The organism is Flavobacterium cellulosilyticum (assembly GCF_004349355.1).
Classification (GTDB): Bacteria; Bacteroidota; Bacteroidia; order Flavobacteriales; family Flavobacteriaceae; genus Flavobacterium; species Flavobacterium cellulosilyticum.
In genome coordinates, this window is sequence record NZ_SMFK01000002.1 from 273,277 (window position 1) to 299,835 (window position 26,559).

The following is a 26,559-nucleotide window of genomic DNA, read 5'->3' on the forward strand; positions in this document are numbered from 1 at the left end:
TTAGTTGTGGTTGTTCACGCTGCAAACTGGCACGATAGCAAAGCTGCTTTTGAGGTTCTTGAAAAAATTAAAAGGTGAGTTTTATAGACTCGTAAAGGTCTTTGCCGATGGCGGTTATAGAGGAGAACTAATTGATGATGTAAAGAATAATTTGAATTTCTTGTTAGAAGTAGTTTTAATAACTGACAAAGAGGAAAAATTTAAAATACTTCCTAAAAGATGGATCGTGGAGAGAACTTTTTCTTGGTTTGAAAGTTACAGAAGATTGAGCAAAGATTTTGAATATCACACAAAAATCAGCGAAGTAATTGTTCAACTTGCAATGCTAAAATTAATGCTAAATAGGCTCGAAAAATAAAATTTAAACAGTTACTAAGTCTTATTACTAATTTATATCGTTTACTATAGTTTTTTATTCGTTTTTATTTGTTCCTACTAAACAAATTTTTTAAAAATATACTCAAAGAATATTCTCTTTTTATTTTACATTTTTTCAGAAAAAAATAAAAAAGGCCTTTTTTATTTTTTGTCTTAATAATAAACAATATATTTGGAGAGCCAAATTGGTTAACCAATATTTGTTTTTGAATGATTGGTAATAGTCGAGAACTACAACATAATAAAAAGACTTTAATCAAGATAAAAATGGAAACTAAAGTTTGGAGAATTATTTCACAAGAAGGAAATTATAAAATAAATTATGAGCACAATTAATAAAGCACGGATAGTACTAATTATACTTTTGACATTTTTACATATAAATGTAAAATCACAAACACATCCAAGTTTGGTTTTGACGCAGCAAGGAGTTCGCGAAATCCGATCTCAATTAGGAAAAGTGCCGCTTTTTGATGCTTCCTTGGCGGATGTAAAAAAAGAAGTAGATGCCGAAATTGTTTTGGGTAATGATATTCCTGTCCCAAAAGATTTTTCGGGAGGATACACGCACGAACGTCATAAAAGAAATTTCCTCATTTTACAAAGGGCAGGAGTTTTGTATCAAATATTAGAAGACAAAAAATATGCAATTTATGTTCGAGATATGTTATTGGCTTACGCCAAAATGTATCCTACTTTACCTTTGCACCCGCAGGAGCGTTCTTATGCCAGAGGGAAGATTTTTTGGCAAGCTTTAAATGATGCCAATTGGCTTGTATATGTGAGCCAAGCTTATGATTGTGTCTATGATTTTATTAGCCCAACTGACCGTTCTACAATTGAAAAAGACTTGTTTAAACCTTTTGCAGATTTTATATCAATTGGTTCCCCACAGTTTTTTAACAGGGTGCATAACCACAGCACATGGGGTAATGTTGCCGTTGGGATGATAGGTTTAGTAATGAATGATGTGGAACTTCTAGATCGTGCTTTAAATGGTTTGAAAAATGATGGTTTGCCTATAGGAATGAAAGACAATGATGGCGGATTAATTAAAAAAGAGGGTCAAAAAACAGGTTTTTTGGCCAATGTTGACGAGCCTTTTTCTCCTGATGGTTATTACACGGAAGGGCCTTATTATCAAAGATATGCCATGTATCCTTTTATGGTTTTTGCCGAAGCCCTTCAAAACATTAAGCCCGATTTAAAAATTTTTGAATATAAAAATGGTATTTTGATAAAGTCTGTATATACTTTGTTGAATTTGACTAATTCAGAAGGAGAGTTTTTTCCGTTGAATGATGGTCAAAAAGGGATGTCTTATTATTCCAGAGAACTAGTTTCAGCGGTAGATATCGCCTATTTTTATGGAGGAAAAGATCCTTCTCTATTGTCAATTGCCGAAAAACAAGGAAGAGTCCAGTTAGACAATTCAGGTATGGCGGTGGCACTCGGGATTAAGAATAATTTAGAAAAACCATTTGAAAAAAAATCCATCGATTTATCCGACGGGTCTGATGGAAAGCAAGGAGGAGTCGCTATTATTAGGAATAAAACGGATGAAAATGAATTGACTTTGGTAATGAAATATGCTTCTCAAGGATTGAGTCACGGACATTACGATAAGCTTTCTTTTTCATTTTATAATAACGGCACGGATGTCCTGCAAGATTATGGATTAGCAAGATTTGTGAATATTGAACAAAAAGGAGGCGGTAATTATCTAAAGGAGAACACAACATGGGCCAAACAAACCATAGCGCACAACACGATTGTTCAAAACGAAACTTCCCATTTTGGTGGAGATTTTGAGACAGGAAGCAAGTTTTTTTCTGAAAAATACCTGTTTGATGTTTCTAATCCTAAAGTTCAAATTATTAGTGCCAACGAAAACAATGCCTATCCAGGAACGACAATGCAAAGAACAATGACATTAATCCAAGAAGAAGGATTTGAAAAACCATTTTTGCTGGATATTATTCAGTTAGATTCAAAAACTGCTAATCAATATGATTTGCCGTTCTATTATTTGGGACAAATTATGTCGGCTAATTTTGCTTATGAAACCCCAAAATCTCTGGAGCCTTATGGAAAAGCAAACGGCTATCAACATTTATGGAAAGAAGGCTCAGCTATTTTTTCAACAGATAATTCCAAGATTTCTTGGTTGAACGAAGGAAGTTTTTATACACTAACTTCGGTTACACAGCCCAATGATGAGGTTTTCTTTGTGAGAATAGGGGCAAACGATCCCAACTTTAATTTAAGAAAAGATCCAGGTATTATTTTTAGAAAAAAGAATGTTCAAAAAGCCACTTTTGTCTCTGTTCTCGAAACGCACGGTAACTACAATAAAGTTACTGAATTAGCTACAAATTCGTATAGTACTATTGATTCATTAAAAGTAGTTTATGAAGACCCAAATTATATTGGAGTCGAAATTAAAAATAAATCTGGAGTAGTTACTCTCTTTGTTTTGGCAACAAAAAACAACAAAGTAAATCAGAAACACCGTTTGAAAATAAATAACAAAACCTACAATTGGGTAGGGGCATATTATAAAACAACAATTAAATAAAAAACAGTATGAAAAGTTTTGGAGCAAGTAAAGAATTTTTATTGGGAGATGAAATTCCATGGGAAGTAGTTGGAGAAGGAGTAAAACGAAAAATAATGGGTTATGATGACACCATTATGCTTGTAAATGTATCATTTGCAAAAGGTGGCATAGGTCCAATGCACGAGCATTATCATGCACAAGTAACCTATGTTGTTAGCGGTCAATTTGAAATGACAATTGGCGATGATACCAAAATTTTGAAAGGTGGAGATTGTTTTTATATTCCGCCTCACGTATTGCACGGAGCTATTTGTCTGGAAGACGGTGTTCTTATTGATGTTTTTAGTCCAATTCGTGAAGATTTCATGACGGTTTAGTCCACATAGGATTAGAAAAAACAAGGTTAATACAGAAAGATGTTTTTAATATAAATAAATTGTCACAACCCATTTTTAAATTATAATGAATATAAAATTTTCAAAAATCGCAGCCTTTGCAGCCCTTTCTTTGGTATGTTATAGTTATGGTCAAGATGCAGGCAAGGAAATAAAGAAAACACCATCAATAGATTTATCGTATTGGAGTGTCACAGTTCCTGGAGAAAATCCAAACAAACCAGGTAAACCAATTGAAGTTGGATATCCGGAAATATTGGGTTATGCAAATAATCCACTTTTAAATAAATGGATGTATAACGATGAAAAAGACAAATCAATAGTGTTTTATGCTTTTCCATCAGGTACAACGACAGCCAATAGTTCATATTCTAGATCAGAATTGAGAGAGACTATGGATCCTGGTAATAAGAACAAAAATTGGACTTTTGCCCAAGGAGGATATTTTAAAGGAACCTATAAAATTGATGCTGTTTCAAAAGAAGCAGATGGTAAATACAGTCGTGTGATTATTGCTCAAATTCACGGACGTTTAACGAATGAACAGAGAGATTTAATTGGACAAAAAGACAACAATGCGCCGCCGATATTAAAAATCTATTGGGATAAGGGAAAAATCAGAGTTAAAACAAAGGTTTTAAAAGATTTAAATGCATCTGAAAAAGAAATATTGAATGTGAAAGCTTGGGGCGATGATGAAGGCAAGGATTTTAATGAAAAAGTGAATTTCGACAAATTCACATTGGAAATTAAAGTTTCTGAAGGCAAAATGATAGTCACTCTGAACGGTGGTGAGTCATTTGTTTATAATGATATAAACATGAAAAAATGGGGTGCCTTTGAAAACTATTTCAAAGCGGGAAATTATTTTCAATCAACAGAGCCCAATGCTTTTGCCAAGGTTAAGATATACGCTTTAGAAACCTCGCATTAATAATTTTTACAAAAAAAACTAAAGTCTTTGTATCGAGGGTAAAGTGAAAAGGTTTAAACAAATAGCCAAATAAGCTTCCCAAGCTTTCTGTTAGTAAATGTTCCTTACTTTTTTTCGAAACCAGAATGATAAATCACTTTGTTTTTTTTCTGTTTTTAAGCATCTCCTAATTTATTCCAATATATTAAGTAATCACATTATTGAAAAACAGTTATGGTTAGAATCGAATATTTAATTGTTATGTTAGTTTTTACAACGTTTTTTACAGCGTGTAAATCTAATGTTGTAGCACAAAATCATTCAAATACGAAAGATGTCAATGCCCTTTTTCAAAGCGATATGAGAAACTGTTGGATTACCCAATTGATTCTTTAGGGTTTCCGCGGAGTATGTCCTTAAAGACTGCTGTTATTAAAAAAGTACCTTCTAAAGATTGGACAAGTGGCTTTTTTGTTGGAAATCTTTGGCAGATTTATCAACTTACGGGAGATGTTCGATTCAAGGAAAGAGCAGTTTTTTGGAATGCTTTTATGGAAAAAGAAAAATTTAATAATCATAGCCATGATGTGGGATTTAAGGTTTTTGGCAGTTTTGGAAAAGGGCTGGAAGTTGCAGACAAAGCAAAATATAAAGCTATCGTTGTTAAAAGTGCCGAAACGCTGACTACCCGATTTAATAAAAAAGTGGGTTCCATCAGGTCTTGGGATTTCAATAAAGACATTTGGGAGTTTCCCGTGATTATTGACAATATGATGAACCTGGAATTGCTTTTTGGGGCGACCAAATTTTCAGGTAATGAAAAATTTAAAAATATTGCCATCCAACACGCCAACACGACCTTGAAAAATCATTTCAGAAACAACGGCAGCAGTTATCATGTTGTTGTTTACGATACCATTTCTGGCGCTGCTAAAAACAAAATAACCTATCAAGGATTTAAGGATGATTCTTCTTGGGCCAGGGGACAATCTTGGGCGGTTTATGGTTTTACAATGTGTTACCGCTATACCAAAGATTTGGCTTATCTCAAACAGGCCGAGGCTACTGCCAAGTATTTCATGAATAATGAAAATTTGCCTGAAGACGGAATTCCATATTGGGATTTTAACGACACGAGTATTCCAAATGCTCCAAGAGATGCTTCAGCCGCAGCAGTGATGGCTTCCGCTCTTGTTGAACTCTATAAATACACCAAAAACGAGGCATATTTGAACTATTCAAATAAAGTAATCCAAACGTTGAGTTCGGATAAATACCTTTTAAACAAATCTGTAAATAGCCCTTTTATTTTGAATCACAGCACAGGGGATTGGCCTAAAAAAGACGAAATAGACGAGCCAATCATATACGCGGATTACTACTTTTTGGAAGCAATAATTAGAAAAAAAGCCCTTAAATTTTATGAAAATCAATCTTTATAATAGAACAAATCTATTGGTGGTTTTTATTCTATTTGGTTTTGGTAACATTAATGCGCAGAAAAAGGAGAGTATTTAAAATTCAAAAAAATATAAATCAAAATCAAGGTTTCAAAGAAAATTCCCCGATGAAAAATAACCTAAAAGCTGCTTTCTCACTTTTACTCTTGCTACTGTTTTTCCAAGAGGGCAATGCCCAAACATCAAGTCTGGTTTCTATTGGTTCTAATGGAAAACTAGTTTATACGCCGGATAGTAAAGGCAATGTGGTTCCCGATTTTAGCGGAGTTGGTTATAGGAACAGTGAATCTTCAATTCCAACGATTGCTGTCGTGAAAACAGTCAATGCTTTGGCAGGTGATAACTGGACGAATGTGCAAAACGCCATCAATGAAGTGGCGGCATTGCCTCTAGATTCCAATGGTTTTAGAGGAACTATTCTTTTTAAAAGTGGCACTTATGAATTGAGTAATACCATTAACATTACAGCTAGTGGAATTGTTCTTCGTGGTGAAGGTTTTGATGGAACCGGAACTAATTTTGTGGCAACTAAAACGTCTCAACATACCTTGTTTAATTTTGCGGGAGCAAACGGAAAAACTAGTATTTCATCTTCCATAAAAAAAATTACGGATGCTTATTTGCCTATCGGAAAAAAACAAATTACTGTGGCATCGGCTCACACTTTTGTTGTTGGAGACAAGGTTTTGGTTCATCGGATACCGAATGATGCTTGGATAAGCTTGTTGGGAATGGATAAAATATCGTTGGCTGATCCTCTTGCGATTGATTGGGTAGCTTCTGCTTATGACGTGTATTCGGAAAGAAAAGTTATGGAAGTTAATGGGAACGTGATTACCTTGGACGCACCAATTATGGACATCATAGATCCTGTTTATTCCACGGGAGAATTGATGAAATATACCTCCAACCGAATTGAAAAATGCGGTATCGAAAACTTGAGGATTTCGTCTTATTATGCTTCCGATACTGATGAATTACACGGTTGGACAGCTATTTCTTTTGCCAATATTGCCAATGCTTGGGCTCAAAATATAGAAGTGTATTATTTTGGCTATTCAGCAGTTCATATCACGGGCACGGCCTCATGGGTTACGGTGGACAGTTGCAAAATGCTGGATGCCAAATCAATAATTACGGGTAGCAGACGCTATTCTTTTAATGTCGATGGGCAACGGAATCTTGTGACAAATTGCACTACAAAAAATGGACGCCATGATTATGTGAATGGCAGTCGAACTTGCGGCCCCAATGTTTTTTATAACAACACGTCGACCATTCAAAATAGCGATATTGGACCACACCATCGATGGTCAACGGGAGTTTTGTTTGATAATATCGTGGGCAATGGAAGCCAAGATGTGCAAAATCGACTTGATGCCGGTTCCGGTCATGGATGGTCGGGAGGGCAAATCATGTTTTGGAACTGCACTGCGGGAAAAATGATACTTCAAGATCCTCCCGGTGATGAGCGCAATTGGGCTATTGGATGCAAAGCCACAGAAATTACCAATGTAGGGACGGTGGTCACGGAATCGTTTGGGACTGTAGAATCTCAGGGAACTCCGATCGCGGCCATTCCCAGTTTATTTCAAGCTCAATTAAGCGAGAGGTTATCCAATTTGCTTTCCGTGAAGGAAATTAATTTATTGGATGAAAATGATAGCATTTCCATATTTCCTAACTCAGCCAAAGACAGCATCACTATTAAGAGGACAATCCAGATGAGTTCACCTCTAGCCATCACTGTTTATGACGCAACGGGGCAACGGGTCAAAATACTGGCTGTAAATCAAAATCAGTTGAGTATGGAATATAGTATTTCAAATTTGAATGAGGGGATTTATTTCGTACATTTTACGGCAGTAGATTTTTCCAAAACAATGAAGTTGGTCGTAAAAAAATGATTTTGCAACCCAAAAATTAATAAATTAAATTATCAAGATGAAAAATCTAAAACAAGTCACATTTCTTTTATTCTTTTCTAGTGTTTTGGGCGTTTCGGCACAAAATGTAAAGGAATCTGCAAGCAATTTTCCAAAAACGATTGTTCTGGAAGGGGCAGTTTTGCAACGCAATCGCCAACTAATAATTGAAAACGACACCGAAAAAAAAGAAGCACTGCAAAGCCTTCTGTCCAAAGCCGATAAAATGCTGAAAGCGAGAAAATTGTATTCGGTGATGAACAAAAAACAAACACCTCAAAGTGGTGACAAGCACGATTATATGAGCATAGGACCTTATTGGTGGCCAGATCCAACCAAGCCTGATGGATTGCCTTACATCAGAAAAGACGGCTTGCGTAATCCGGAATATTATGAAATCAGCGATTCGCAAGAAATGGATAGAGTGGAAGATGATGCGGAAACTTTGGCTTTGGCATACTATTTTACCAAGGAAGACAAATATGCGCAATGGGCTTCACAAGTAATTAAAACTTGGTTTTTAAATTCGGAAACACGACAAAATCCAAATCTTAATTTTGGGCAATCCATACCGGGAATTAATACGGGCAGAGGCATAGGTTTAATCGAAACTCGAGGATTGTTCCGTGTTATAGATGCCGCCATTTTGATACAAGGTTCAAATAATTGGTCAAGCGAAGATCATCTAGCACTTAAAAAGTGGTTTTCGGACTATTTGACTTGGCTTACGGAAAGTCCAATAGGGAAAGACGAAGCCGATGAGCACAACAATCACGGAACCCATTACAGTGTTCAAGCAATTTCCTATGCCATTTTTACGGATCATCCTGAAATTGCAGTGGCCGAAATAGAAACGTTCAAAAACAGGTTGGAAAGTCAATTAAAACCCGACGGAAGCCAGCCTTTCGAATTGACAAGGACAAAATCCTGGAATTATGCAAACATGAATTTGGATGGTTATTTTATCGCAGCCCGATTGGCCGAAAATAGCCAGATCGATCTTTGGAACTATCAAACCAAGGAGGGAAAAAATATAAAATCTGCCGTTGATTGGTTACTGCCCTACCTTAAAAATGAAAAAAAATGGGAGTATGAGCAAATCCAAAATATAGGTTTTGGAGAAACCGTCAGGATTTTGAAAATAGCTTCCAAAAAATATTCCAATCCAGAGTATGATACCTTGGCTAAAAAAATTGATTTAAAAACATATCAATTGGACAGCAATCAGTTGTTTTTTTAATAGGAGATAATGGAGGACAGAATTCTAATGGATTCAAAAGGGTTAAATTTAACCTAGCAAGAATGATTCTCATAATTTTTCAAAGTTAAATCCACATATTAGTGGCAAGCAAAAAACAAAACCGATTAAATGAGACAAAACCTTTTAATAATAGCATTTCTTTTAGTAATTCAATCTGCTTTCTCCCAAACAGACAAAAAAGTAGAAAGCAATCTTTTAGCAAACACAAAACAAACAGTTTCAATTGATCCTGTTTATTTTGTGTTGGGAACATTAAGTGATTATAATGGGCATTTTTATTATGTGAAAAGAGAAAAGCAAATTGACAGATATTTTCCTTTTGAAAAACCAATGGTAAATTATTTGACTTTATACATTAAGGCTGAATTAAATATTACTGTTGATATCATTTTTGAAAAATCAAATCACAGTGAAATGTATTCTGATGAACTTTCAAAAAAAAAAAATAGTTTTTACGGAGAAAAAGAGGAATTATTAAGTAATAAATTTGAAACAAAAAATCAGATTTATTCTTTTTTAGCAGGTGCTTATTATAGATATGGTGAAAAACTTGATTCTGCTATTTATAAAATTCAGTTAACTAATTCTCCAAATCATCATATTTGCTACGAGTTACTTAAAAAAATTGGTTGTGAAAATGTATTATATGAATATTTAAAAAACATTCCCGCTCAATTTATATATTACTTTGAACCAACTGATGAATTGAAAAAATACTTTGACTCTATTGAATTCGAAAAAGAAATTCTTAAGAAATCATTTTATAATGAAATAGAAGAAATGATGAAAGGAGTAATAACGAAAGAAGATATGGAAAAGAGTTTTCAAGAATCAAAGGATAAGGAAATTGCAAAATTTAAAATTACTTACAAAAAATAAATTGCCAGCCACTAACAGCTACAACGGATTTGGGCAATAGGCTTAATGGAAAGTTGGTTTTGTATGATGATTTGGCAAATCCGAATAATGGGCTTAATTTAGTCCCAAACTCGCTGTAGTACAAGAACGATAGTTCTGCAACCTCTAATTTGGTTGTAGAACTATTTTTTTTGCAATCCAGTTAAATAGCAGTGCCAAATAATCTACCTAGTTTAATTGATTTCATTGTCAACGTGAATTTGGACAATAGTGTCTCCATTTTTGAATTTTCGATCAGATGTTAGTATTTAGATTTGTTTTGTTGCTGCGTTAGTTTTGGGCATTGTGTCTTATTTAAGTAAAATCCCCAAAAATTTTAATAGGTACACAGATAGCAGTAATGACATTGGCTGTTTCCCATAAGTTGCTCTGCATATTCCACCGGGTCAGACGGTTGAATAGATACGATTTGATTCCCATATTTTATTAGATTTCAAATTATTATGTTTTAAAACCGATAATTTATTTATTTTTTCGGAAATAAATAATATATTTGGAAAACCAAATTGGTTATCCAAACTAGTCATCCAAAAAAAACGGTAAAAAAATATTGTTTTTACACTTCATCCGAGATTAACTTAGAATAGCATTTGAATACGATTAACCAATAACAATTAATACTAAAAAGAATAAATTATGAAAAAACAATTACTTAGTAGAAAAAAACTGTCAACCCTTTTTTACAGTCTGTGCTTTATGGCGCTGTTTGCAAATTCCGCAAAAGTACAAGCCCAAATCGCATCTGATGGAGATTATCGTACCGCCAAAGTATCGGGTAATTGGAGTGACACGGATATGTGGGAAACCAGAACCTCAGGAGCATGGGCGGTTACTGCCGTTGTCCCTACAGCTACCAACAACGTTTATGTCCAAAATGGTCACACTGTAACCGTTGATGTTGCCAATGTGTATTGCAAAGATTTAGAATTAAATATAGTGGGAGTTCTTGCCATAGGTGTAAATACAGTCAACGTGAGCGGAAAAATCAGGGCATACACAACTACTTTAGGCGCAGTCATTGGTGCTGCTGCTAATGATGGAACTTTTTATAGTGATCAGACAAGTAGTACGACACCTGCAGCCACAATGATAACAACCATAAATCCCGGTGTTTTAAAATTTGTGGGAGGAACAAGAAATATTACAAATGCTGGGGAATGGAATGCCTCAGGAACTATAAATGCAGCAGAGTTTGCTTTGGATGCAAATGCAATAGGTACACTGAGTGGCGTTGGTGTCAAATTTAAACCAATTGTCATATCCAGTGGCACTGTTGCAACAAATTCTGTTATTTCGGTTTCAAACGGAGATTTTACCATAAAAAATGGTGCGAAATTCGTCACTTCAATAAGTTCAACTTCAGGAGTAATAGGTAATTCATCTTCGGCAATTTGTGGTATTGTAACTATTGAGGCCGGTGGTATTCTTGAATTGACAGGATCGACTCCTGCCATAAATTGCACGACGTTTACAAATAATGGAACGGTAATATATAGCAGGGTAGGTTCTCAAACATTACTTCAATCTGCTTCGGCAGCTTATGCTATTCCGGGTACTACTCTTTTTAACAATTACAGCACATTAATATTGTCTAACTCAAATACAAAAACTCCTATTGCTCCTATAACGGTAAGTTCATTGTTGAAATTCACGGGAACTGCCACTCTTGGGGCAACAGCCTCACTTCCTCTAACCATGCTCGATGGCTCAACGGTAGAGCGTAGTGTTACTTCTGGGACTTCTCTTCCTAGTGCCCTTGGTGCTGTTTTTTATGGTCAATTATCTACAGATCTTGTAAATGTTACCATTGGTTCAACCATAACAAACAGTAATGAATTTGTATCTTCTCCAACTCCTGGAAAAGTAGGTACGCTTACAATTAATAGCGGAGTTACTTACACGGTTACAGGAGGAAGAACTGCCACCAATGTTGTAAATAATGGAATAATTGTTTTATTGCCAACCACTTCATTTACTTTTACTATTAATGGTACTATTTCTGGAACAGGAACAATTAGTGGACATACTAATGCCAGTATCACTTTTGGAGGTGCAAATGATGGCAATGCGGGGACATTAAACTTCACAAGCGGCAGCCAGTTTGCCAATATCCTTACCATAAACAGAACAGGATTGAATGCTTCTGTCACTTTAGGAACACCGGTTACTATATTAAGTATATCTCCAACCTCAACAACTTTGGGTTTGTCTGCAGGAACATTAATTAATAGTGATTTTATAACTTTAGGGGACGGTGCCATTATTTCAAGATCGGGCGGTAGTTTAGATGCTGCACCAATTTTTGGAAATACATTGACTCTAAACTATAATTCTTCCGTCGCCAAAACTGTTGGTTATGAAATGCCAAATTCAAGTGCCGTAGCCACTACTGTTAACATTAGTTCAGGAGCCGTTACTTTAAATACGACTAAAAACATAAGTGCTCTAACGTTGACCACAGGTTCTTTAACCTTGAGTTCAGGTGCCAACATAACCATTCAAAATGGATTAACCAATAATTCAACTGCTTCTGCCGTTGTCATCGAAAGTGGAGCCAACCTGATTCAGGTGAATAATGTGGCCAATGCGGGTGATATTACCGTAAAAAGAAATAGTTCTTCTTTATTTAAATTAGATTATACTATTTGGTCATCGCCGGTTGCAAACTCTAGCAAGTATTTATTGGATTTCTCTCCATTAACATTACCTACAAGATTTTACAACTATAATACGAGCACCAACTTATACAATGCAGTATCAAGCCCGGCGACCACTCCATTCGCAACTGCAGCTGGATATTTAATTCGTACGCCGGACAATTGGGTAGATCAAGTGTTGGATCCATTGGCTGTAGCAGCACCTTATTCTGGGGTATTTACAGGTTTGCCGAATAATGGAGATACTCCTGTAACTTTAAATTATGTTGATGCCACTCACGGATACAATATGGTTGGAAATCCTTATCCATCGACTATTAATGCAGAAACATTTCTTGCGGCTAATTCGGCAAACATAGAAAGCACCTTGTATTTCTGGAGAAAAACAAATGGAGCAGGTGGTTCTGCTTATGCCACTTATACATCGGGAGGAGCGACGACTACAACGCCAACTAGTGCTGCGCCAAATGGGACGATTCAAGTGGGACAAGGTTTCTTTGTTCAAGCTAAAAGTGCTGCAACAGTAAATACTTTTTTTACCAATGCGATGCGAACTGCAAATACGGCAAACCAGTTTTTTAAAACCAAAAACAACACCGAAAGAAGTCGTGTTTGGTTGAACTTGACTAATGCAACAGGTGTTTTTAGTCAGGCGTTAGTAGGTTACATAACGAATGCAACGCAAGATGTTGATGCTGGAATTGATGGAAAATACATTAATGACAGTCCAATTGCCTTGACCTCCAACATCAACAATGAAGACTACACTATCCAAGGTCGTGCCTTGCCATTTGACCCTTCTGATGTTGTTGCCTTAAACTTCAAAACAGATGTTGCCGGTGATTACACCATTGGACTAGACCACGTTGACGGTTTGTTTGCCGAAGGTCAAGACGTTTTTCTTAAAGACAACACGACTGGAACAGAAACAGACTTGAAAGCAGGAGCCTATACTTTCACGACAGTAGCAGGAATAGATAACGCCAGATTTTCGTTGAAATATCAAAAGACATTAGGTGTTAATGCTGCATCTTTCGATGATAACAGTGTCGCCGTGTATAAAAGCGGAGGAGTATTGTATATAAACTCGGGAGCAAACACAATCAACAATATCAAAGTTTTTGATATTCAAGGAAGGTTGATTGCAGAACAAAAAAATGTGAAGGCAAATTCAGCCACCATCAAGGATTTGAAGACCACACAACAAGTTTTGATTATTAAAATCACGGCTGAAGACAATAAAGTAGTAAGCAAAAAAGTAGTGAATTAGAAACCTTTGGGATTTAATTAAACGAAATCATTAATTTTAAAATTAGCAAAAATGAAAAATAATTTATTAAAATATTATATAGCTGCCTTTTTCTTGTGTTCAACTTTCACTCTATTTGCACAACCTGGAACGGAAGATGACGGTACCGGTTTAGAAGGCACGGACACACCAGCAGCACCAATTGACGATTATGTGTGGGTTTTGGCATTGATAGGTCTAGTCTTTGTTTTCTTTAAATTCAGGACTCTTGCCAAACAAGGAAATACACAATTGAAATAATAACACGCAAAACCTACTGATTTATTTTGCAAACCCTGTTCATTGGGCAGGGTTTTTTTTTTAATTTTTCAAATAATAGAACCGAAAAGCCCCGTTTTGGTTATCCCAATAGAAAAACAAGTGAATTCAATCTTTAAAATGAGATTATATGAATATTACTACTATTACTAATATTATTGCTGGTACTGCTAAATTTGACAGCTTAACTATAGTCGAGAACGGACTAATTTTAAAGAATGGCAAAAGAGCGGAAAGAACAATTTCATTTTCGGAACTGGACAATATTTATATTAAATCGTATAAATTAAACCCATTATTTGAATTTGCATTTATCTTGTTTCCATTTCTATTTGTATTCCTTTCTATACAGTTTTTACCATTTGAAATGGTGCTTTTAGTGGCTTTATTTACCGTTGTTCCAGTTTTTATAAAAGTATATAATTACAGATGGTACAGATTAAAAGTATGCTTGAAAGATGGCACTTTTTTTATAAAAAAGGTGTCTTTGCGGTCGAAAAGCGAAACCATCTCTATCGTAAATTCCGTTAAGAAAGAAGGTTTATACTATAAAACAAACGCAATGGCACACCTATGAAATTGATTTGCCATATGTTTGTTATAATACGGCAAGTTAGAAATCTTTTTTCAGACTGAAAACCCTGTTCGATAGTTCGGACAGGGTTTTGTTTTTTATAAATGTCTAGTCCTGAAATAGCGATACACAAAAAGTATCCTATGGAATCATTACAAGAAAAGCGCTATTTAAAGCGTACGCAAAAAGACTACACTATGTCTTTAAAATTAGAAATCGTTCAAGAAATAGAACGAGGACAACTTACAGTTACTGAGGCAACCAAGAAGTACGGTATCCAATGTAGAAAGACAGTTGTACAATGGTTAATTAAATTTGGTAACTTTGATTGGGAGAACCAAATCCCTTCAAAGATGGAAAAATCACCCGAACAAAAGATTATGGAGCTTGAAGTTCAAGTCAAGCTTTTAGAAAAACAAAAAGCATTCTTGGAGCGACAAGCTTTTGTTGCAGACAAGAAGGCTATCCTGTTTGATATGATGATTGATTTAGCAGAAAAAGAATATCAAATCGATATCCGAAAAAACTCTGTACCCGAACAATCGATTATTTCAAAGCAAAAGAACAACAAACAATAGCATTTACCTGTTATTTGTTCGGGATTGACAGACAGGTTTATTATCGAAGAATTCGAAGAAAAATAGTTAAACAAGACAAAGCTGAACAAGTTGTTTTGATGGTTGATGCTATCAGGAAAACAATGCCTAGAATAGGCACTCGAAAACTATATTACCTTTTGTCGGACAAACTCCTGTTAATAAAAATAGGCAGGGATAAATTCTTTGATATACTAAGAGCCAACCATTTATTAATACAGCCAAAACGTTCTTATCATATAACAACTAACTCTCATCATCGTTTTAGAAAACACGAGAATCTAATTTTAGATTTAGAGATAAACAGGCCTGAACAAGTCTGGGTATCAGACATCACATACATTGGAAAAAGAGATAATCCTTGCTACCTAAGTTTGGTTACCGATGCTTATTCAAAGAAGATAATGGGATATTTTGTGGCTAACAACTTAAATACTCAAAGCAGTGTAATGGCTTTAAAAATGGCTCTCAAACAAAGAAAGGATTTTAATTTACCTTTGATACATCATTCTGATAGAGGAATTCAATATTGTGCCAATGAATACCAGGAAGCGCTTATTAAAAACAAGGTTTTGTGCAGTATGACACAAAATTCTGATCCTTATGAAAATGCTGTTGCAGAAAGAATAAATGGAATTTTAAAACAAGAATTCAGGATTGATAAATACAATCAAAAGGCAAAAATAACAAATCAAATTATCAAGGAATCGGTTACTATTTATAATGAACTTAGACCTCATTATTCAAATTTTATGTTGACTCCAAACCAAATGCATTCTCAAAACAAAACTAAGATGAGAACTTATAAAACAAAAAACAGTAGCGAAAAAGTTTTTGCTACTGTTTAATATTTAATTTTATCTAATAATCTGTATCGTTTTTTTAGGACGGGACAAAAAATTAAATAAGGAGGGGTTGAAGAGTACACGACAACCAGAAAACCTTTAAATATTTATCTAGTCCATTGTCTAAGCATTGGACAATTTTACCACCAATTTTGTACATCCAATATTGATATTATATTCTAAATTTGAATAAATATCAAACCATTATTATTTAAAACAACAATCTGTAAAAAAAAATATTTTTTTTATTTTTTTATTTCATAAATAAATAATACATTTGGAAAACCAATTTGGTAGACCAATTTAACTCTCCAAAATAAAGTAACCAATTTTAAATTATTAATATAACTATTTCACAAACCTAAAAACTAATTATTATGAAAAAATTTTTACAATTATCAATCTTATTAGCCTTCGCAGCTTCTTATGGGCAAACAACATTATTTTTCGATAATTTTAACCCAGCGACATATCCAACTCCTGATGCTACCGCCAATGTAGCTTTAACAGGTTCTCCAAGTAATGTGTCAACTGCACTTTACACTTATACAGGATTTAATTCAGCTCCAGCTGGCTGGTATTTAGCTTCAGGTAATGGCACAAGCGGTATCAATTGTATTTGGAATAGTACTGCCATGACATACACAACTAATTTGAGTATTCAAGGCAGTAGTATTTCCACACCCGTTAGTTATAGAGGTACAGGAACCATTTCAGTGCCAATGAGTAGTTTTCATAGCAGTTTTAAGCCCATATTAAAAACTAACAGTGATGTAATTACATGGTCATTTTCTATGCGTAGCAATAGATCATCACAATTAACTACTTTGCCTTCAGCTCTTAGATCTGGTTTTGGTATGTGTACTGGTGTGATTTTAGCTACTAATGGAGCTGCTGATGTTGCAATTGAAACTGTTGGCTCTCTTGCCAATGGTTATGCAGTTTTATTATCTGGTGATGATGCTAGTACAGCTAACAGTGTTAGTTTTGGTACTTTTGATGGTGGACTAAGTTATGACTCTGTTAATCTGACAAGTACTTTTACTAGTTTACTAAAAGTAGGGAATGTACCGGTAGCCACCAGTATGTCTGTGATAGTAACCTATACTCCTTCCTCAGATACTTGGACTCTAAAAGTAAGACCAGATGGGGGTTCATCATTAGTAGATCCAGAAGCTACTACAGCGAACTCATATTTAGATTCTACACCAGTTTCTGTTATTAATGGTGATTATACTAGTGCTACAAATACCAATATGATGATGTATTACAATTACAATGGTAGTAATGGTGCTTATCTGGACAATTTGAAAGTTAAAAGTGATGCCGCTTTAGGAATTACTGAAAACGAAATTGAGGGTTTAAAAGTATATCCAAATCCGGTTTCAAACGGAACATTGTATGTAACTTCTACCAACAACAGTGAAAAACAAGTTGCCATCTACACTATTTTAGGACAACAAGTGCTTCAAACTAAAACGACTTCTGGGGAAATCAATGTGTCAAGCCTTGGTAAAGGAGGATATCTTCTAAAAATAACGGAAGATGGAAAATCAGAGACCAAAAAACTGATTATTGAATAAAGGAAAACAATTTGAATGGCATAATTTTTGCAACAACAATAGACATTAACTTCAAAATAAATTAAAAATGAAAAAAAGAATTCTATTACCTATTATGGCAGCAATGCTGTATTTAGCTTCATCAGCGCAAACAACTGATTTTATGGTTCCAAAACCGGTTGTATTCCCAGCGGGTTATGTTGCTAAATTAGACGTGGTATATACAAAAGTAAACGGCTGGGACGGCAGAGCAGATTTGTATTTAAATCCCAATGCCACCAAGCCAACTCCTGTTGTCATCAACATACACGGTGGTGGTTGGAAATCTGGCACCAAGGAATCCCAAGGCGGATTCAATACTTTCTTTAAAGCCGGTTTTGCAGTGGCCAACATGGAATACCGTTTGTCCGGTCAAGCCAAAGCACCAGCTGCCGTCGAAGACACCCGTTCCATGTTGGTTTATTTAATCAAAAACGCCAAAGAACTCAATATTGATGTCAACAAAATCGTGATTATGGGAGGAAGTGCCGGCGGTCATCTTGCCCTGATGGGTGGATTATTAGGTAATGACCATCGTTTTGACACCAATTGTCTTGGAGTTGAAAACATAAAAGTGGCCGCCATCATTGATAAATACGGCGTTACGGATATTTGGGAGTGGACTTTTGGTCCAGAAAGCAAAAGTTCTTCGCCTAAACTTTGGTTGGGAGAGAATGTGAAGAATGAGGCTTTCATTAAATCAGTTTCTCCAATTTATTATGTCAATAAAAATAGTCCACCCATTTTCATAGTGCATGGCGATTCAGATCCAATTGTTCCTTACCAACAGTCGGTAGATTTATACAAGAAGCTTCAGAAATTTGGTGTTAAATCGCAATTTATAACCGTTGCAGGAGGTTCGCATGGCAAATTTGATAATGAAAAAAACAATGAAATCAATAAATCAATAATTGAATTTTTAAAAGGCATTAATTTATTTGATTAAACTTAATCCCAAATGAAAATATAAAATAATTCAATCATTGCTGCCTCTCTTTTACCGCAGTTTGAAAAAGGCCGAAGATTTGAAAGATGAGGCAGTTCGGTTTGCTGATTTTCCCATAGCGGAAGGTATTATTTCCGGTAAATAAGTTTGTTAGAATCAATATGAGTAAAAACAGAAGTAAGAGCTTCTGTTTTTTTATTAACTATTTTATTTCTAAATCTAAAATGATGAATCTTACTTATTCTCGCTTTTGCATACTGACATCATTAGTTTTATTTGGAAATCTATTTTCATCTAAAGCGCAAGTTACCTTGAATGCTGACGGCCCAGGAAATACCTATGAATTAATCAATAGCGTTTTTGCACCGGGTTATAATGTCGTGGAAGATCCTGAATGTGTCCATAGTTCCTTCGGGCGTCATATTGCCGAAGTATATGATACAGAATTAAGTAAAAATGTTTTTGAATTTTATATACATGTGACACCTGATAATGATCGTTGCATAAATTTTGATCGGCAACGTGTGGAAATTAAAACATACAATGCCTCACCCGATAATTTGAAAGCCACGCTCGGAGAAACAGTTACTTATAAATGGAGGTTTAAAATACCTGTTGGTTTTCAACCTTCATCTAATTTTACGCACATTCACCAAGTTAAAGCTGTGGGAGGTGATGATGGCAATCCTATTTTTACCTTGACACTAAGGAAAGGCTCACCCAATAAATTAGAACTTATCTATGTTAAAGACGATTTTTCGGGTACAACCAAATATGCAAATTTAAATTTGTCCTTATTTGAAGGAATTTGGGTAGAGGCAACAGAAACGATAAAAATAGCAGCATCTGGGACATATGACATTACCATTAAGAGAGTTGACAATGGAGTTACGTTGCTAAATTATAGTAATTCCAATATTGCCACCATCCGACTCGGAACGGTTGACAACAGTTTTATTCGTCCAAAATGGGGGATATATAGAAGTTTGCTTAACGAAGCCAGCTTGCGTGATGATTCTATTCGCTTTTCGGATTTTAGCATAACGGAAGGAACTTTGTCTACGGAAGAATTTCCTTCAAACAATGAAGATATTGTTTTATTTCCTAATCCTGTTGATGATAATCTAGAAATTTCTGAAGAAATCAGGAACAATTATGACAGTATTCGTATCTTCAACACCAATGGGAAATTAATTTTGTCCCAGCAACTTTCAACCAGTAATTTAAATCTTTCCCATCTGAGTCCAGGATTGTATTTTGTTAAATTTACGAGTAACGGTTTAGAGTCGAAAGCGGTAAAGTTGCTCAAAAAATAAAAACCATTTTAAATTACCATTTAGGTATCTGAATTATAAAATAGTATGAAAAATTTATTTTTGCCCCTAATTACAATTTTGTGTTTGTTTAGTTTCCAGGGCAGTTTCGCCAAGATTAAACTGCCGGGAATCATTTCTTCCAATATGGTACTGCAACGAAATGCTTCCGTGAAATTATGGGGATGGGCAGCTCCGGGAGAAAAAATAACCATTGAAACCAGCTGGACTGTTAAAAAAATAAAGGTTGTGGCCAATGCAAATGGGCGTTGGGAGATCAACGTACTAACTACATTAAATAAGGAACCGCAGACCATCAACTTAAAAAGTGCGGAATCTAATATCAAATTAGAGAATATTTTATTTGGCGAAGTTTGGGTTTGTTCTGGACAATCCAATATGCGTCAACCTTTAAAAGGCTATACGGGACAACCCGTTTTTGACGGAAATAAGGCAATTGCAACTTCTGGCAATGACCAAATTAGATTTTTTTCCATAAATGAAAATGGAGCTGATACGGCTTTGGACACATTAATTAAATACAAAAAATGGGACAATGCCTCGCCTGAATTGGCGAAAGATTTTAGTGCCATTGCCTATTTTTACGGCAAGCAATTACAGGAAATTTTAGGTGTTCCCGTGGGCTTAATCATGACTTCTTGGGGCGGGACGAAAATTCAACCCTGGATTAGCAAAGAGTCGTTTGCCCCTTTTTTGGATTCAAATAACACAAAAATTGACGCCGCCGAAAGATTTAAGAAAGCACCATCGGCTATTTTTAATGCCATGATTAATCCAATCACCTCTTACACAATTAAAGGGATTTTGTGGTATCAAGGAGAATCCAACCGGAAGGAACCGGAATTGTACCAACAGTTATTTTCGGCAATGGTAAAGGATTGGCGCATCAAATGGAACATCGGAGACTTCCCATTTTATTATGTACAGATTGCGCCTAATAATTATGTAGACAAAAGCAGCTCCCAATATCTTAGGGAAGTTCAACTCAGGGCTTTGAATGTAATTCCAAATTCGGGTATGGCAGTGACATCAGATATTGGATCAGACGTGGCAATTCACCCGCCCAAAAAGAAAGAAGTTGCGGAACGATTGCTTTTTATGGCATTGAACAAAACCTATGGAATGAAAGATATTGACTATTTAGGACCTGTTTACAAGTCTAAGGAACTTAATGAATCATCACTTATTTTAACTTTTGACAATGCCGAAACAGGACTTTTTTGTTTTGACAAAGAACTGAGTGATTTTGAGATTGCTGGAGCAGACAAGGTTTTTTATCCCGCAAAAGCAGAAATACTAAAGGGCAGACAAGTAAAAGTGTCAAGTTTAGACGTAAAAAAACCGGTTGCCGTTCGATACGGGTGGAAGGATTGGTTTTTAGGAAGCTTATTTGACACTAATTTATTGCCGGCTTCTTCCTTCAGAACGGATGATTGGGATTAATGCCAATTTATTGTCGATTTATATTTGAAGCCAAATGATTGTTAATTATTATTATTTAAAATAATAATAATAAAAAAAAATATATTTTATTTTTTATTCAAAATAATAACAGTACATTTGGATAACCAAACTGGATAACCAATATGGTTGTTCAAAAAGAAAAACTTATTGTTTTTTATTGTTAATTCAATAAATAATTTAGAACACTATTTTCATTGAAGCTCTGAATGGCTTCAATGAAAAATAACAATTTAATCTAATTCTAAACGAAGAATTAAATCAGCCAAAACCAATTAATATTAAAATGAATAAATTATGAAAAAACCAATTTTACTGTTTCTCTTAATATTTACCTCTGTTATTTATGCGCAGATCAATAATTTAAAAATAACGGGTACTGTTGTTGATGATAAAGGCATAAGTATACCAGGAGCTACCGTTACCTTTGCAGGTACTAGTACCACAACTGATTTTGATGGTAAATATTCAATTCCGGTTAGGAATTCTAAATCTATTTTGAAATTCTCTTTTATAGGTTTTAATACTCAATTAATTGAAGTTGGCCAAAACAAAATTATAAATGTCACTTTAACAGAATCCTTGAGCACGCTTGACGAAATTGTTGTTATTGGTTATGGTACTCAAAAAAGGTCCAGTGTTACAGGATCTGTGGCTAAATATCAAAATGAAAGATTGGACGAATTGGCTGTATCAAGAGTAGATCAGGCTTTGCAAGGAAAAATTGCCGGGGTACAAATTACTAATACATCCTCTGAGGCTGGAGCCGATCCTAAAATTAATATTAGAGGTACTGTATCTATTAATGCAAGTAATAACCCTTTAGTTATTGTAGATGGGCAGCCAAATCAAGATGGTTTAGGCTCATTAAACATGTCGGATGTGCAATCTGTTGAGGTATTAAAGGATGCTGCTTCTGCCGCTATTTATGGTTCACGCGGTGCAAATGGGGTAATCATAGTTACGACCAAGAGTGGTAAGACGGATAAGGTGAGGTTTAATTTTAAATACCAAACAGGGGTTAGAAATCCGTATGAAGCATATGATATGATGTCATCGTCTGAATATGTTAGTTTGTTGTATTCAGAACGTGAAATGAGGAAATTGGATCCAACTGTAAATCAAGCTCAAAATAACATTCCGCTAAATAATAATGCAATGTGGATGATAGAGCAAGAACTTTTTGGTGGTAATGGAACAGATTATCAAGATGAGGCTTTAAGAACAGGGATGTACCGTAGCGTTGGTTTTAGTGCCAGTGGAGGAAGCAAAACTACTAAATACTATGTGTCTTTAGGATATAATGGAGATGAAGGAATGATGATTCATAGTGATTTTGATAAATACAATTTCCTTACCAAGTTGAATATTGAGTTGAGTAAAAGAGTAAAATTAGATGTCAATTTGAATCCACAATATTCTAAGAGAGAAAGACCAGCAGAAAGTTTTACTAATTTTATGCGTTTTCCAAGCTTTTTACCTGCTCATCATACGGCCGCATCTGCAGTATTCGTAAATCAAAATCCATTATGGGCTTCAGTTAAAGAAGGAGATAATGCACAGCCAAGGCATTTTGCAAACTTAACTTATCCAAGTATGGGAATGACTGGTTTGTTGCCAGATGGAACTTTTATGGTACCAAGAGTGGCAAATCCTTTTAGTTCTGCAAATAATAATCCAGTAGGTTCAATAAATGATCAATCTAATATTCAAGATGATTATCGTTTGCAAGGAGCACTTAACTTGACCGTTAATTTATTGCCTGGCTTGGATTTCAAAACTATGGGAAGTATGTTTTTTAAATATACTGATGGATTAAATTGGGCAAATACCAACGCTACTGCAGACGGAATTGCAAATACAGGCGAGTATGGCAAGAATTCGTTTGTAGATCTTTTGTCTGAAAATACCTTAACTTATAAAAAAGAATTTGGAAATCATTCGTTTAATCTGTTAGCTGGTTTCACTGCTGAAACCACAAGAACTAAAAATGAATTTATAGTTGCAACAAATTTTCCAAGCGATGATATTAGAAACTTGTCTAGTGCTGGGCAAATATTAGCTCCTGTTCCTGATGAGTCATTATATTATGGTACAAAGGGAAGTAATTATAAAACAGGATTATTGTCTTATTTAGGTAGGGTAAATTATGCTTTTAAAGAAAAGTATATGTTGACCGCGAGTATTCGTGCTGATGGTAGTTCTTATTTTGGACAAGGTAATAAATGGGGTTATTTTCCAGCGGTCTCTGTTGGATGGAATGTTAGTAAAGAAAAATTCTTGGATAGCGCAGATTGGTTAAGTAAATTGTTGTTGCGTGCTAGTTATGGAGTTTCAGGAAACAATAGAATTAAGGACTTTCTTTTCGTAGATTCATTATTTGGTGCCAATTATATTTCAGGTTCGAGTTCAGGTTCATCAGTGCCCGGATTAGCGCCTAATCGAAGTATCCAAGCAAATCCTGACATTACTTGGGAAAGTACGTATCAAACCAACTTGGGGGTTGACTTATCATTGTTTAAAAATAGAGTAAACTTGAGTGTTGACGCATACCAATCTAAAACGGATAAATTGTTGTTGTATCAACCAGCCATGGCGTTTACTGGTGTAAAACAAGGTGTTGTTAATATTGGAAGCATGAATAATAAAGGAGTTGAGGTCGAATTGTCGACAACTAATATTAGAACGACCAGTTTTAAATGGACCACATCGGCTAATTTTTCGCATACAGAAAACAAAATTATTGAATTAGGTTCTGAAAACTATATTCGTACTCTAGGAGAACGTAATGAGGTGTACCAAGCGAAACCAGGAGATCCACTTATTCAATTTTATGGTTTCAAAACGGATGGAGTGTGGTTGTCTCAAGCTCAAATCGATGAGGCAAAAGCAGCTGGTTTAACTTCAAATTTGGCTAATTTATTTTTACCGGGTGGATTGAAATTAGTAGATGTTAATGGTGATAATGTTATTAATAATGATGATAGAACTGTAATTGGAAATCCATATCCTGATTTTATTTGGGGATTAACGAATACTTTTTCATACAAATCTTTCGATCTTAGTTTTTCATTACAAGGTTCACAAGGAGGAGAGTTGATTAACGGAGATCCGAATTACAATGAAACCAAAAGATTTAATAGAGATTATAACAGAAACCGATGGGTAAGTGCCATGTTTCCTGGAGACGGTAAAACACCTTATGACACCACGGGATTCAACTGGATGCTTACGGATTATGTAGTTGAAGATGCTTCGTACGTAGCGCTTAGAGATGTTACCGTTGGATTTAATATGCCGTCAGAGTATGTTAAAAAATTCGGTTTAAACGGAATGAGACTTTATTTCTCAGGACAAAACTTATTCTATTATTCAGGCAGTAGTTATAGAGGTATAAACCCTGAAGCAAGAAATACTAGCGGAGCAGTTTATGGTTCCACTTTAATTGATGGGTATCAAAGAGGGGCTTTCCCAATTTCAAGAACAGTACTCTTTGGCCTAGATCTTAATTTTTAATTTATAAAATACGTTTGATTATGAAAACTTTAAAATATATAACACTTGTCTTATTTGTAACACTTGGTAGTTGTAGTGATATTATTGATCAATATCCGGAGAATAATGTAAATACGGGTACTTTTTACACTACCGCTGCTGAAATTCGTACTGCTTTAAATGGTTGTTATAACTCCCTTCAAAAACCTGTTTCAAATGAATGGTCCTTGACAGAATTACGCAGCGATAATTCTATAATGAGCAGTCCTGGTACTACTGCAGTTTCAAACTTTGATTTGGATTATTTGGATCGTTTTTATCCAAGTACTTCTCATCCAGGAATAGAAAGTTATTGGACTAATAGTTATTATGCCATCAAATCAGCTAATTTAGTTTTAAATTCATTGGGGGCAAATTATAATAAAACTTCAGGAGTTATAGAAGTTGCTGCTGCAAGTAAGGCAACATTAACCGATGCAGAACGTAAATCTTTCGTAGCGGAGGCTTGTTTTATTCGTGCCATGCAATACTATAATTTAGTACGTCTTTATGGAGGTGTTTTTCTTATAGATGAGCCAATATCTCCAGTAGAAGCCAAACAAATAAACCGTTCTTCTGTTGCAGACATTTATAAACTAATTGTTGCAGATTTAGTTATTGCCTCTAATAATGGTAGTAAAACAAAATTCGCCGCTATTCCAGCCACAGAGGTTGGGACTGCCAATAGTTGGGCTGCAAAAGCATTATTGGCAAAGGTATATTTGAATTTGAATAAAAAAACAGATGCCATTACCTTACTTAATGATATTATCCTAAACAGTGGTTATGGCTTGCAAGCTACTTATGCAAATATTTTCTCCATTACTAATGAGATGAATTCGGAAATTATTTTTGCGGTTCGATTCAAAACTGGTGGTTTGAGCTTAGGGAATTCATTACCTAATCAATTTGCTCCCATCAATAGTGGTTCATCAATTATTATTGGATCTGGAAGAAGCTACAATTCTCCAAGTCGTGAATTGATAGATTCTTATGCAGCCGATGATTTAAGAAAAGCAGTAAATATTGCAGTGTATTCAATAGGAAGACCAGATCAAATATATGTTAACAAATTTATGTCTAAACCTGCATTAATCAATGATGCAGAGAATGACTGGCCGGTAATTCGATATGCAGATGTGTTGTTGATGCTATCTGAAGCTCAAGGAAACACAACTTCTAGCTGGACGCAAATCAATCTAATTCACAAAAGAGCAACTGGAGCAACAGTAACACCCGATATAGCAAATATTGCAGTATTTGAAAAAGCCTTAGCAGATGAAAGAAGATGGGAATTTGCTTTCGAAAATCAACGTTTCTTTGACTTATTACGTTTTGATACAACAATGACAACAATAAAATCAGAGACTACAATTGATAATCATTTTGCTTACATGTATCCAATTTATTATATTACTTATACAGAACCAAGATTGTCCTTGGCGCAAATGCAAGCAAATGCTAATCCGAATATGTTTTTGTTGCCTATTCCTCAGTATGAAATTGATACCAATTCGTTTATAACGATTCCGCAAAATCCGGGTTACTAAGGGATATACTTTAAGTTTAAATTTTTTAAAACACCCAATATCAACTGTTATAAAGCAGCGATATTGGGTGTTTTTTGTTGATGT

The 26,559-nt window shown here is 35.0% G+C and carries 19 protein-coding genes; all 19 read left to right on the top strand.

Annotated features, from left to right (window positions below; all coding sequences use genetic code 11):
* Positions 1-49: 49 nt before the first annotated feature.
* The 19 genes from E0F76_RS19575 (at position 50) to E0F76_RS05275 (ending at position 26,475) form a co-directional block, all read left to right on the top strand.
* Positions 50-358 carry a transposase gene (locus E0F76_RS19575; RefSeq protein WP_342773056.1) on the top strand — a complete coding sequence of 103 codons (309 nt, stop codon included), beginning with the start codon at positions 50-52 and terminating at the stop codon, positions 356-358.
* A gap of 342 nt (positions 359-700) precedes the next feature.
* Positions 701-2,956, top strand: coding sequence for an alginate lyase family protein (locus E0F76_RS05190; RefSeq protein WP_132002322.1), 2,256 nt, complete (start codon positions 701-703; stop codon positions 2,954-2,956).
* Positions 2,957-2,964: 8 nt separating this feature from the next.
* A complete protein-coding gene (locus E0F76_RS05195) occupies positions 2,965-3,315 on the top strand; it encodes a cupin domain-containing protein (protein ID WP_132002324.1) in 351 nt (116 codons plus the stop codon).
* An 85-nt stretch (positions 3,316-3,400) separates the two neighbouring features.
* A complete protein-coding gene (locus E0F76_RS05200) occupies positions 3,401-4,267 on the top strand; it encodes a polysaccharide lyase family 7 protein (protein ID WP_132002327.1) in 867 nt (288 codons plus the stop codon).
* A gap of 389 nt (positions 4,268-4,656) precedes the next feature.
* Positions 4,657-5,688: a glycoside hydrolase family 88 protein gene (locus E0F76_RS05210; protein ID WP_246021987.1), complete on the top strand. Its 1,032-nt coding sequence runs from the start codon at positions 4,657-4,659 to the stop codon at positions 5,686-5,688.
* A 125-nt stretch (positions 5,689-5,813) separates the two neighbouring features.
* A complete protein-coding gene (locus E0F76_RS05215) occupies positions 5,814-7,613 on the top strand; it encodes a T9SS type A sorting domain-containing protein (RefSeq protein WP_165932640.1) in 1,800 nt (599 codons plus the stop codon).
* A 37-nt stretch (positions 7,614-7,650) separates the two neighbouring features.
* Positions 7,651-8,871 carry an alginate lyase family protein gene (locus tag E0F76_RS05220; RefSeq protein WP_132002334.1) on the top strand — a complete coding sequence of 407 codons (1,221 nt, stop codon included), beginning with the start codon at positions 7,651-7,653 and terminating at the stop codon, positions 8,869-8,871.
* 129 nt (positions 8,872-9,000) lie between these two features.
* Positions 9,001-9,771, top strand: coding sequence for a hypothetical protein (locus E0F76_RS05225; protein WP_132002337.1), 771 nt, complete (start codon positions 9,001-9,003; stop codon positions 9,769-9,771).
* 675 nt (positions 9,772-10,446) lie between these two features.
* The gene (locus E0F76_RS05230; protein ID WP_132002340.1) at positions 10,447-13,737 is read left to right on the top strand and encodes a T9SS sorting signal type C domain-containing protein; all 3,291 of its coding nucleotides are present in this window, start codon (positions 10,447-10,449) and stop codon (positions 13,735-13,737) included.
* A 51-nt stretch (positions 13,738-13,788) separates the two neighbouring features.
* A complete protein-coding gene (locus E0F76_RS05235) occupies positions 13,789-14,016 on the top strand; it encodes a signal peptidase (RefSeq protein WP_132002343.1) in 228 nt (75 codons plus the stop codon).
* A 148-nt stretch (positions 14,017-14,164) separates the two neighbouring features.
* Positions 14,165-14,611 (top strand): hypothetical protein, encoded by a 447-nt coding sequence (locus E0F76_RS05240; RefSeq protein WP_132002346.1) that lies wholly within the window; start codon positions 14,165-14,167, stop codon positions 14,609-14,611.
* 140 nt (positions 14,612-14,751) lie between these two features.
* Positions 14,752-15,186, top strand: a complete 435-nt coding sequence (locus E0F76_RS19465) for a hypothetical protein (RefSeq protein ID WP_220398899.1) — start codon at positions 14,752-14,754, stop codon at positions 15,184-15,186.
* Between the two features lie 14 nt (positions 15,187-15,200).
* A complete protein-coding gene (locus E0F76_RS05245) occupies positions 15,201-16,052 on the top strand; it encodes an IS3 family transposase (protein WP_220398900.1) in 852 nt (283 codons plus the stop codon).
* Positions 16,053-16,426: 374 nt separating this feature from the next.
* Positions 16,427-17,632, top strand: a complete 1,206-nt coding sequence (locus E0F76_RS05250) for a T9SS type A sorting domain-containing protein (protein WP_132002349.1) — start codon at positions 16,427-16,429, stop codon at positions 17,630-17,632.
* A 67-nt stretch (positions 17,633-17,699) separates the two neighbouring features.
* Complete coding sequence (locus tag E0F76_RS05255; RefSeq protein WP_132002352.1) at positions 17,700-18,596, top strand: alpha/beta hydrolase; 897 nt, start codon at positions 17,700-17,702, stop codon at positions 18,594-18,596.
* Positions 18,597-18,820: 224 nt separating this feature from the next.
* Entirely contained in the window at positions 18,821-19,912 is a 1,092-nt protein-coding gene (locus E0F76_RS05260) for a T9SS type A sorting domain-containing protein (RefSeq protein ID WP_220398901.1), read from the top strand.
* A 45-nt stretch (positions 19,913-19,957) separates the two neighbouring features.
* Positions 19,958-21,373, top strand: a complete 1,416-nt coding sequence (locus E0F76_RS05265) for a sialate O-acetylesterase (protein ID WP_132002355.1) — start codon at positions 19,958-19,960, stop codon at positions 21,371-21,373.
* A gap of 315 nt (positions 21,374-21,688) precedes the next feature.
* The gene (locus tag E0F76_RS05270; RefSeq protein WP_132002358.1) at positions 21,689-24,907 is read left to right on the top strand and encodes a SusC/RagA family TonB-linked outer membrane protein; all 3,219 of its coding nucleotides are present in this window, start codon (positions 21,689-21,691) and stop codon (positions 24,905-24,907) included.
* 20 nt (positions 24,908-24,927) lie between these two features.
* Entirely contained in the window at positions 24,928-26,475 is a 1,548-nt protein-coding gene (locus tag E0F76_RS05275) for a RagB/SusD family nutrient uptake outer membrane protein (protein ID WP_132002361.1), read from the top strand.
* Positions 26,476-26,559: the final 84 nt, after the last annotated feature.

What these genes read in the sequence shown, in the direction of transcription:
- E0F76_RS05190 (WP_132002322.1), top strand. Translation starts at nt 701, where the DNA reads ATGAGCACAATTAATAAAGCACGGATAGTACTAATTATACTTTTGACA.
- E0F76_RS05195 (WP_132002324.1), top strand. Translation starts at nt 2,965, where the DNA reads ATGAAAAGTTTTGGAGCAAGTAAAGAATTTTTATTGGGAGATGAAATT.
- E0F76_RS05200 (WP_132002327.1), top strand. Translation starts at nt 3,401, where the DNA reads ATGAATATAAAATTTTCAAAAATCGCAGCCTTTGCAGCCCTTTCTTTG.
- E0F76_RS05210 (WP_246021987.1), top strand. Translation starts at nt 4,657, where the DNA reads ATGTCCTTAAAGACTGCTGTTATTAAAAAAGTACCTTCTAAAGATTGG.
- E0F76_RS05215 (WP_165932640.1), top strand. Translation starts at nt 5,814, where the DNA reads ATGAAAAATAACCTAAAAGCTGCTTTCTCACTTTTACTCTTGCTACTG.
- E0F76_RS05220 (WP_132002334.1), top strand. Translation starts at nt 7,651, where the DNA reads ATGAAAAATCTAAAACAAGTCACATTTCTTTTATTCTTTTCTAGTGTT.
- E0F76_RS05225 (WP_132002337.1), top strand. Translation starts at nt 9,001, where the DNA reads ATGAGACAAAACCTTTTAATAATAGCATTTCTTTTAGTAATTCAATCT.
- E0F76_RS05230 (WP_132002340.1), top strand. Translation starts at nt 10,447, where the DNA reads ATGAAAAAACAATTACTTAGTAGAAAAAAACTGTCAACCCTTTTTTAC.
- E0F76_RS05235 (WP_132002343.1), top strand. Translation starts at nt 13,789, where the DNA reads ATGAAAAATAATTTATTAAAATATTATATAGCTGCCTTTTTCTTGTGT.
- E0F76_RS05240 (WP_132002346.1), top strand. Translation starts at nt 14,165, where the DNA reads ATGAATATTACTACTATTACTAATATTATTGCTGGTACTGCTAAATTT.
- E0F76_RS19465 (WP_220398899.1), top strand. Translation starts at nt 14,752, where the DNA reads ATGGAATCATTACAAGAAAAGCGCTATTTAAAGCGTACGCAAAAAGAC.
- E0F76_RS05250 (WP_132002349.1), top strand. Translation starts at nt 16,427, where the DNA reads ATGAAAAAATTTTTACAATTATCAATCTTATTAGCCTTCGCAGCTTCT.
- E0F76_RS05255 (WP_132002352.1), top strand. Translation starts at nt 17,700, where the DNA reads ATGAAAAAAAGAATTCTATTACCTATTATGGCAGCAATGCTGTATTTA.
- E0F76_RS05260 (WP_220398901.1), top strand. Translation starts at nt 18,821, where the DNA reads ATGATGAATCTTACTTATTCTCGCTTTTGCATACTGACATCATTAGTT.
- E0F76_RS05265 (WP_132002355.1), top strand. Translation starts at nt 19,958, where the DNA reads ATGAAAAATTTATTTTTGCCCCTAATTACAATTTTGTGTTTGTTTAGT.
- E0F76_RS05270 (WP_132002358.1), top strand. Translation starts at nt 21,689, where the DNA reads ATGAAAAAACCAATTTTACTGTTTCTCTTAATATTTACCTCTGTTATT.
- E0F76_RS05275 (WP_132002361.1), top strand. Translation starts at nt 24,928, where the DNA reads ATGAAAACTTTAAAATATATAACACTTGTCTTATTTGTAACACTTGGT.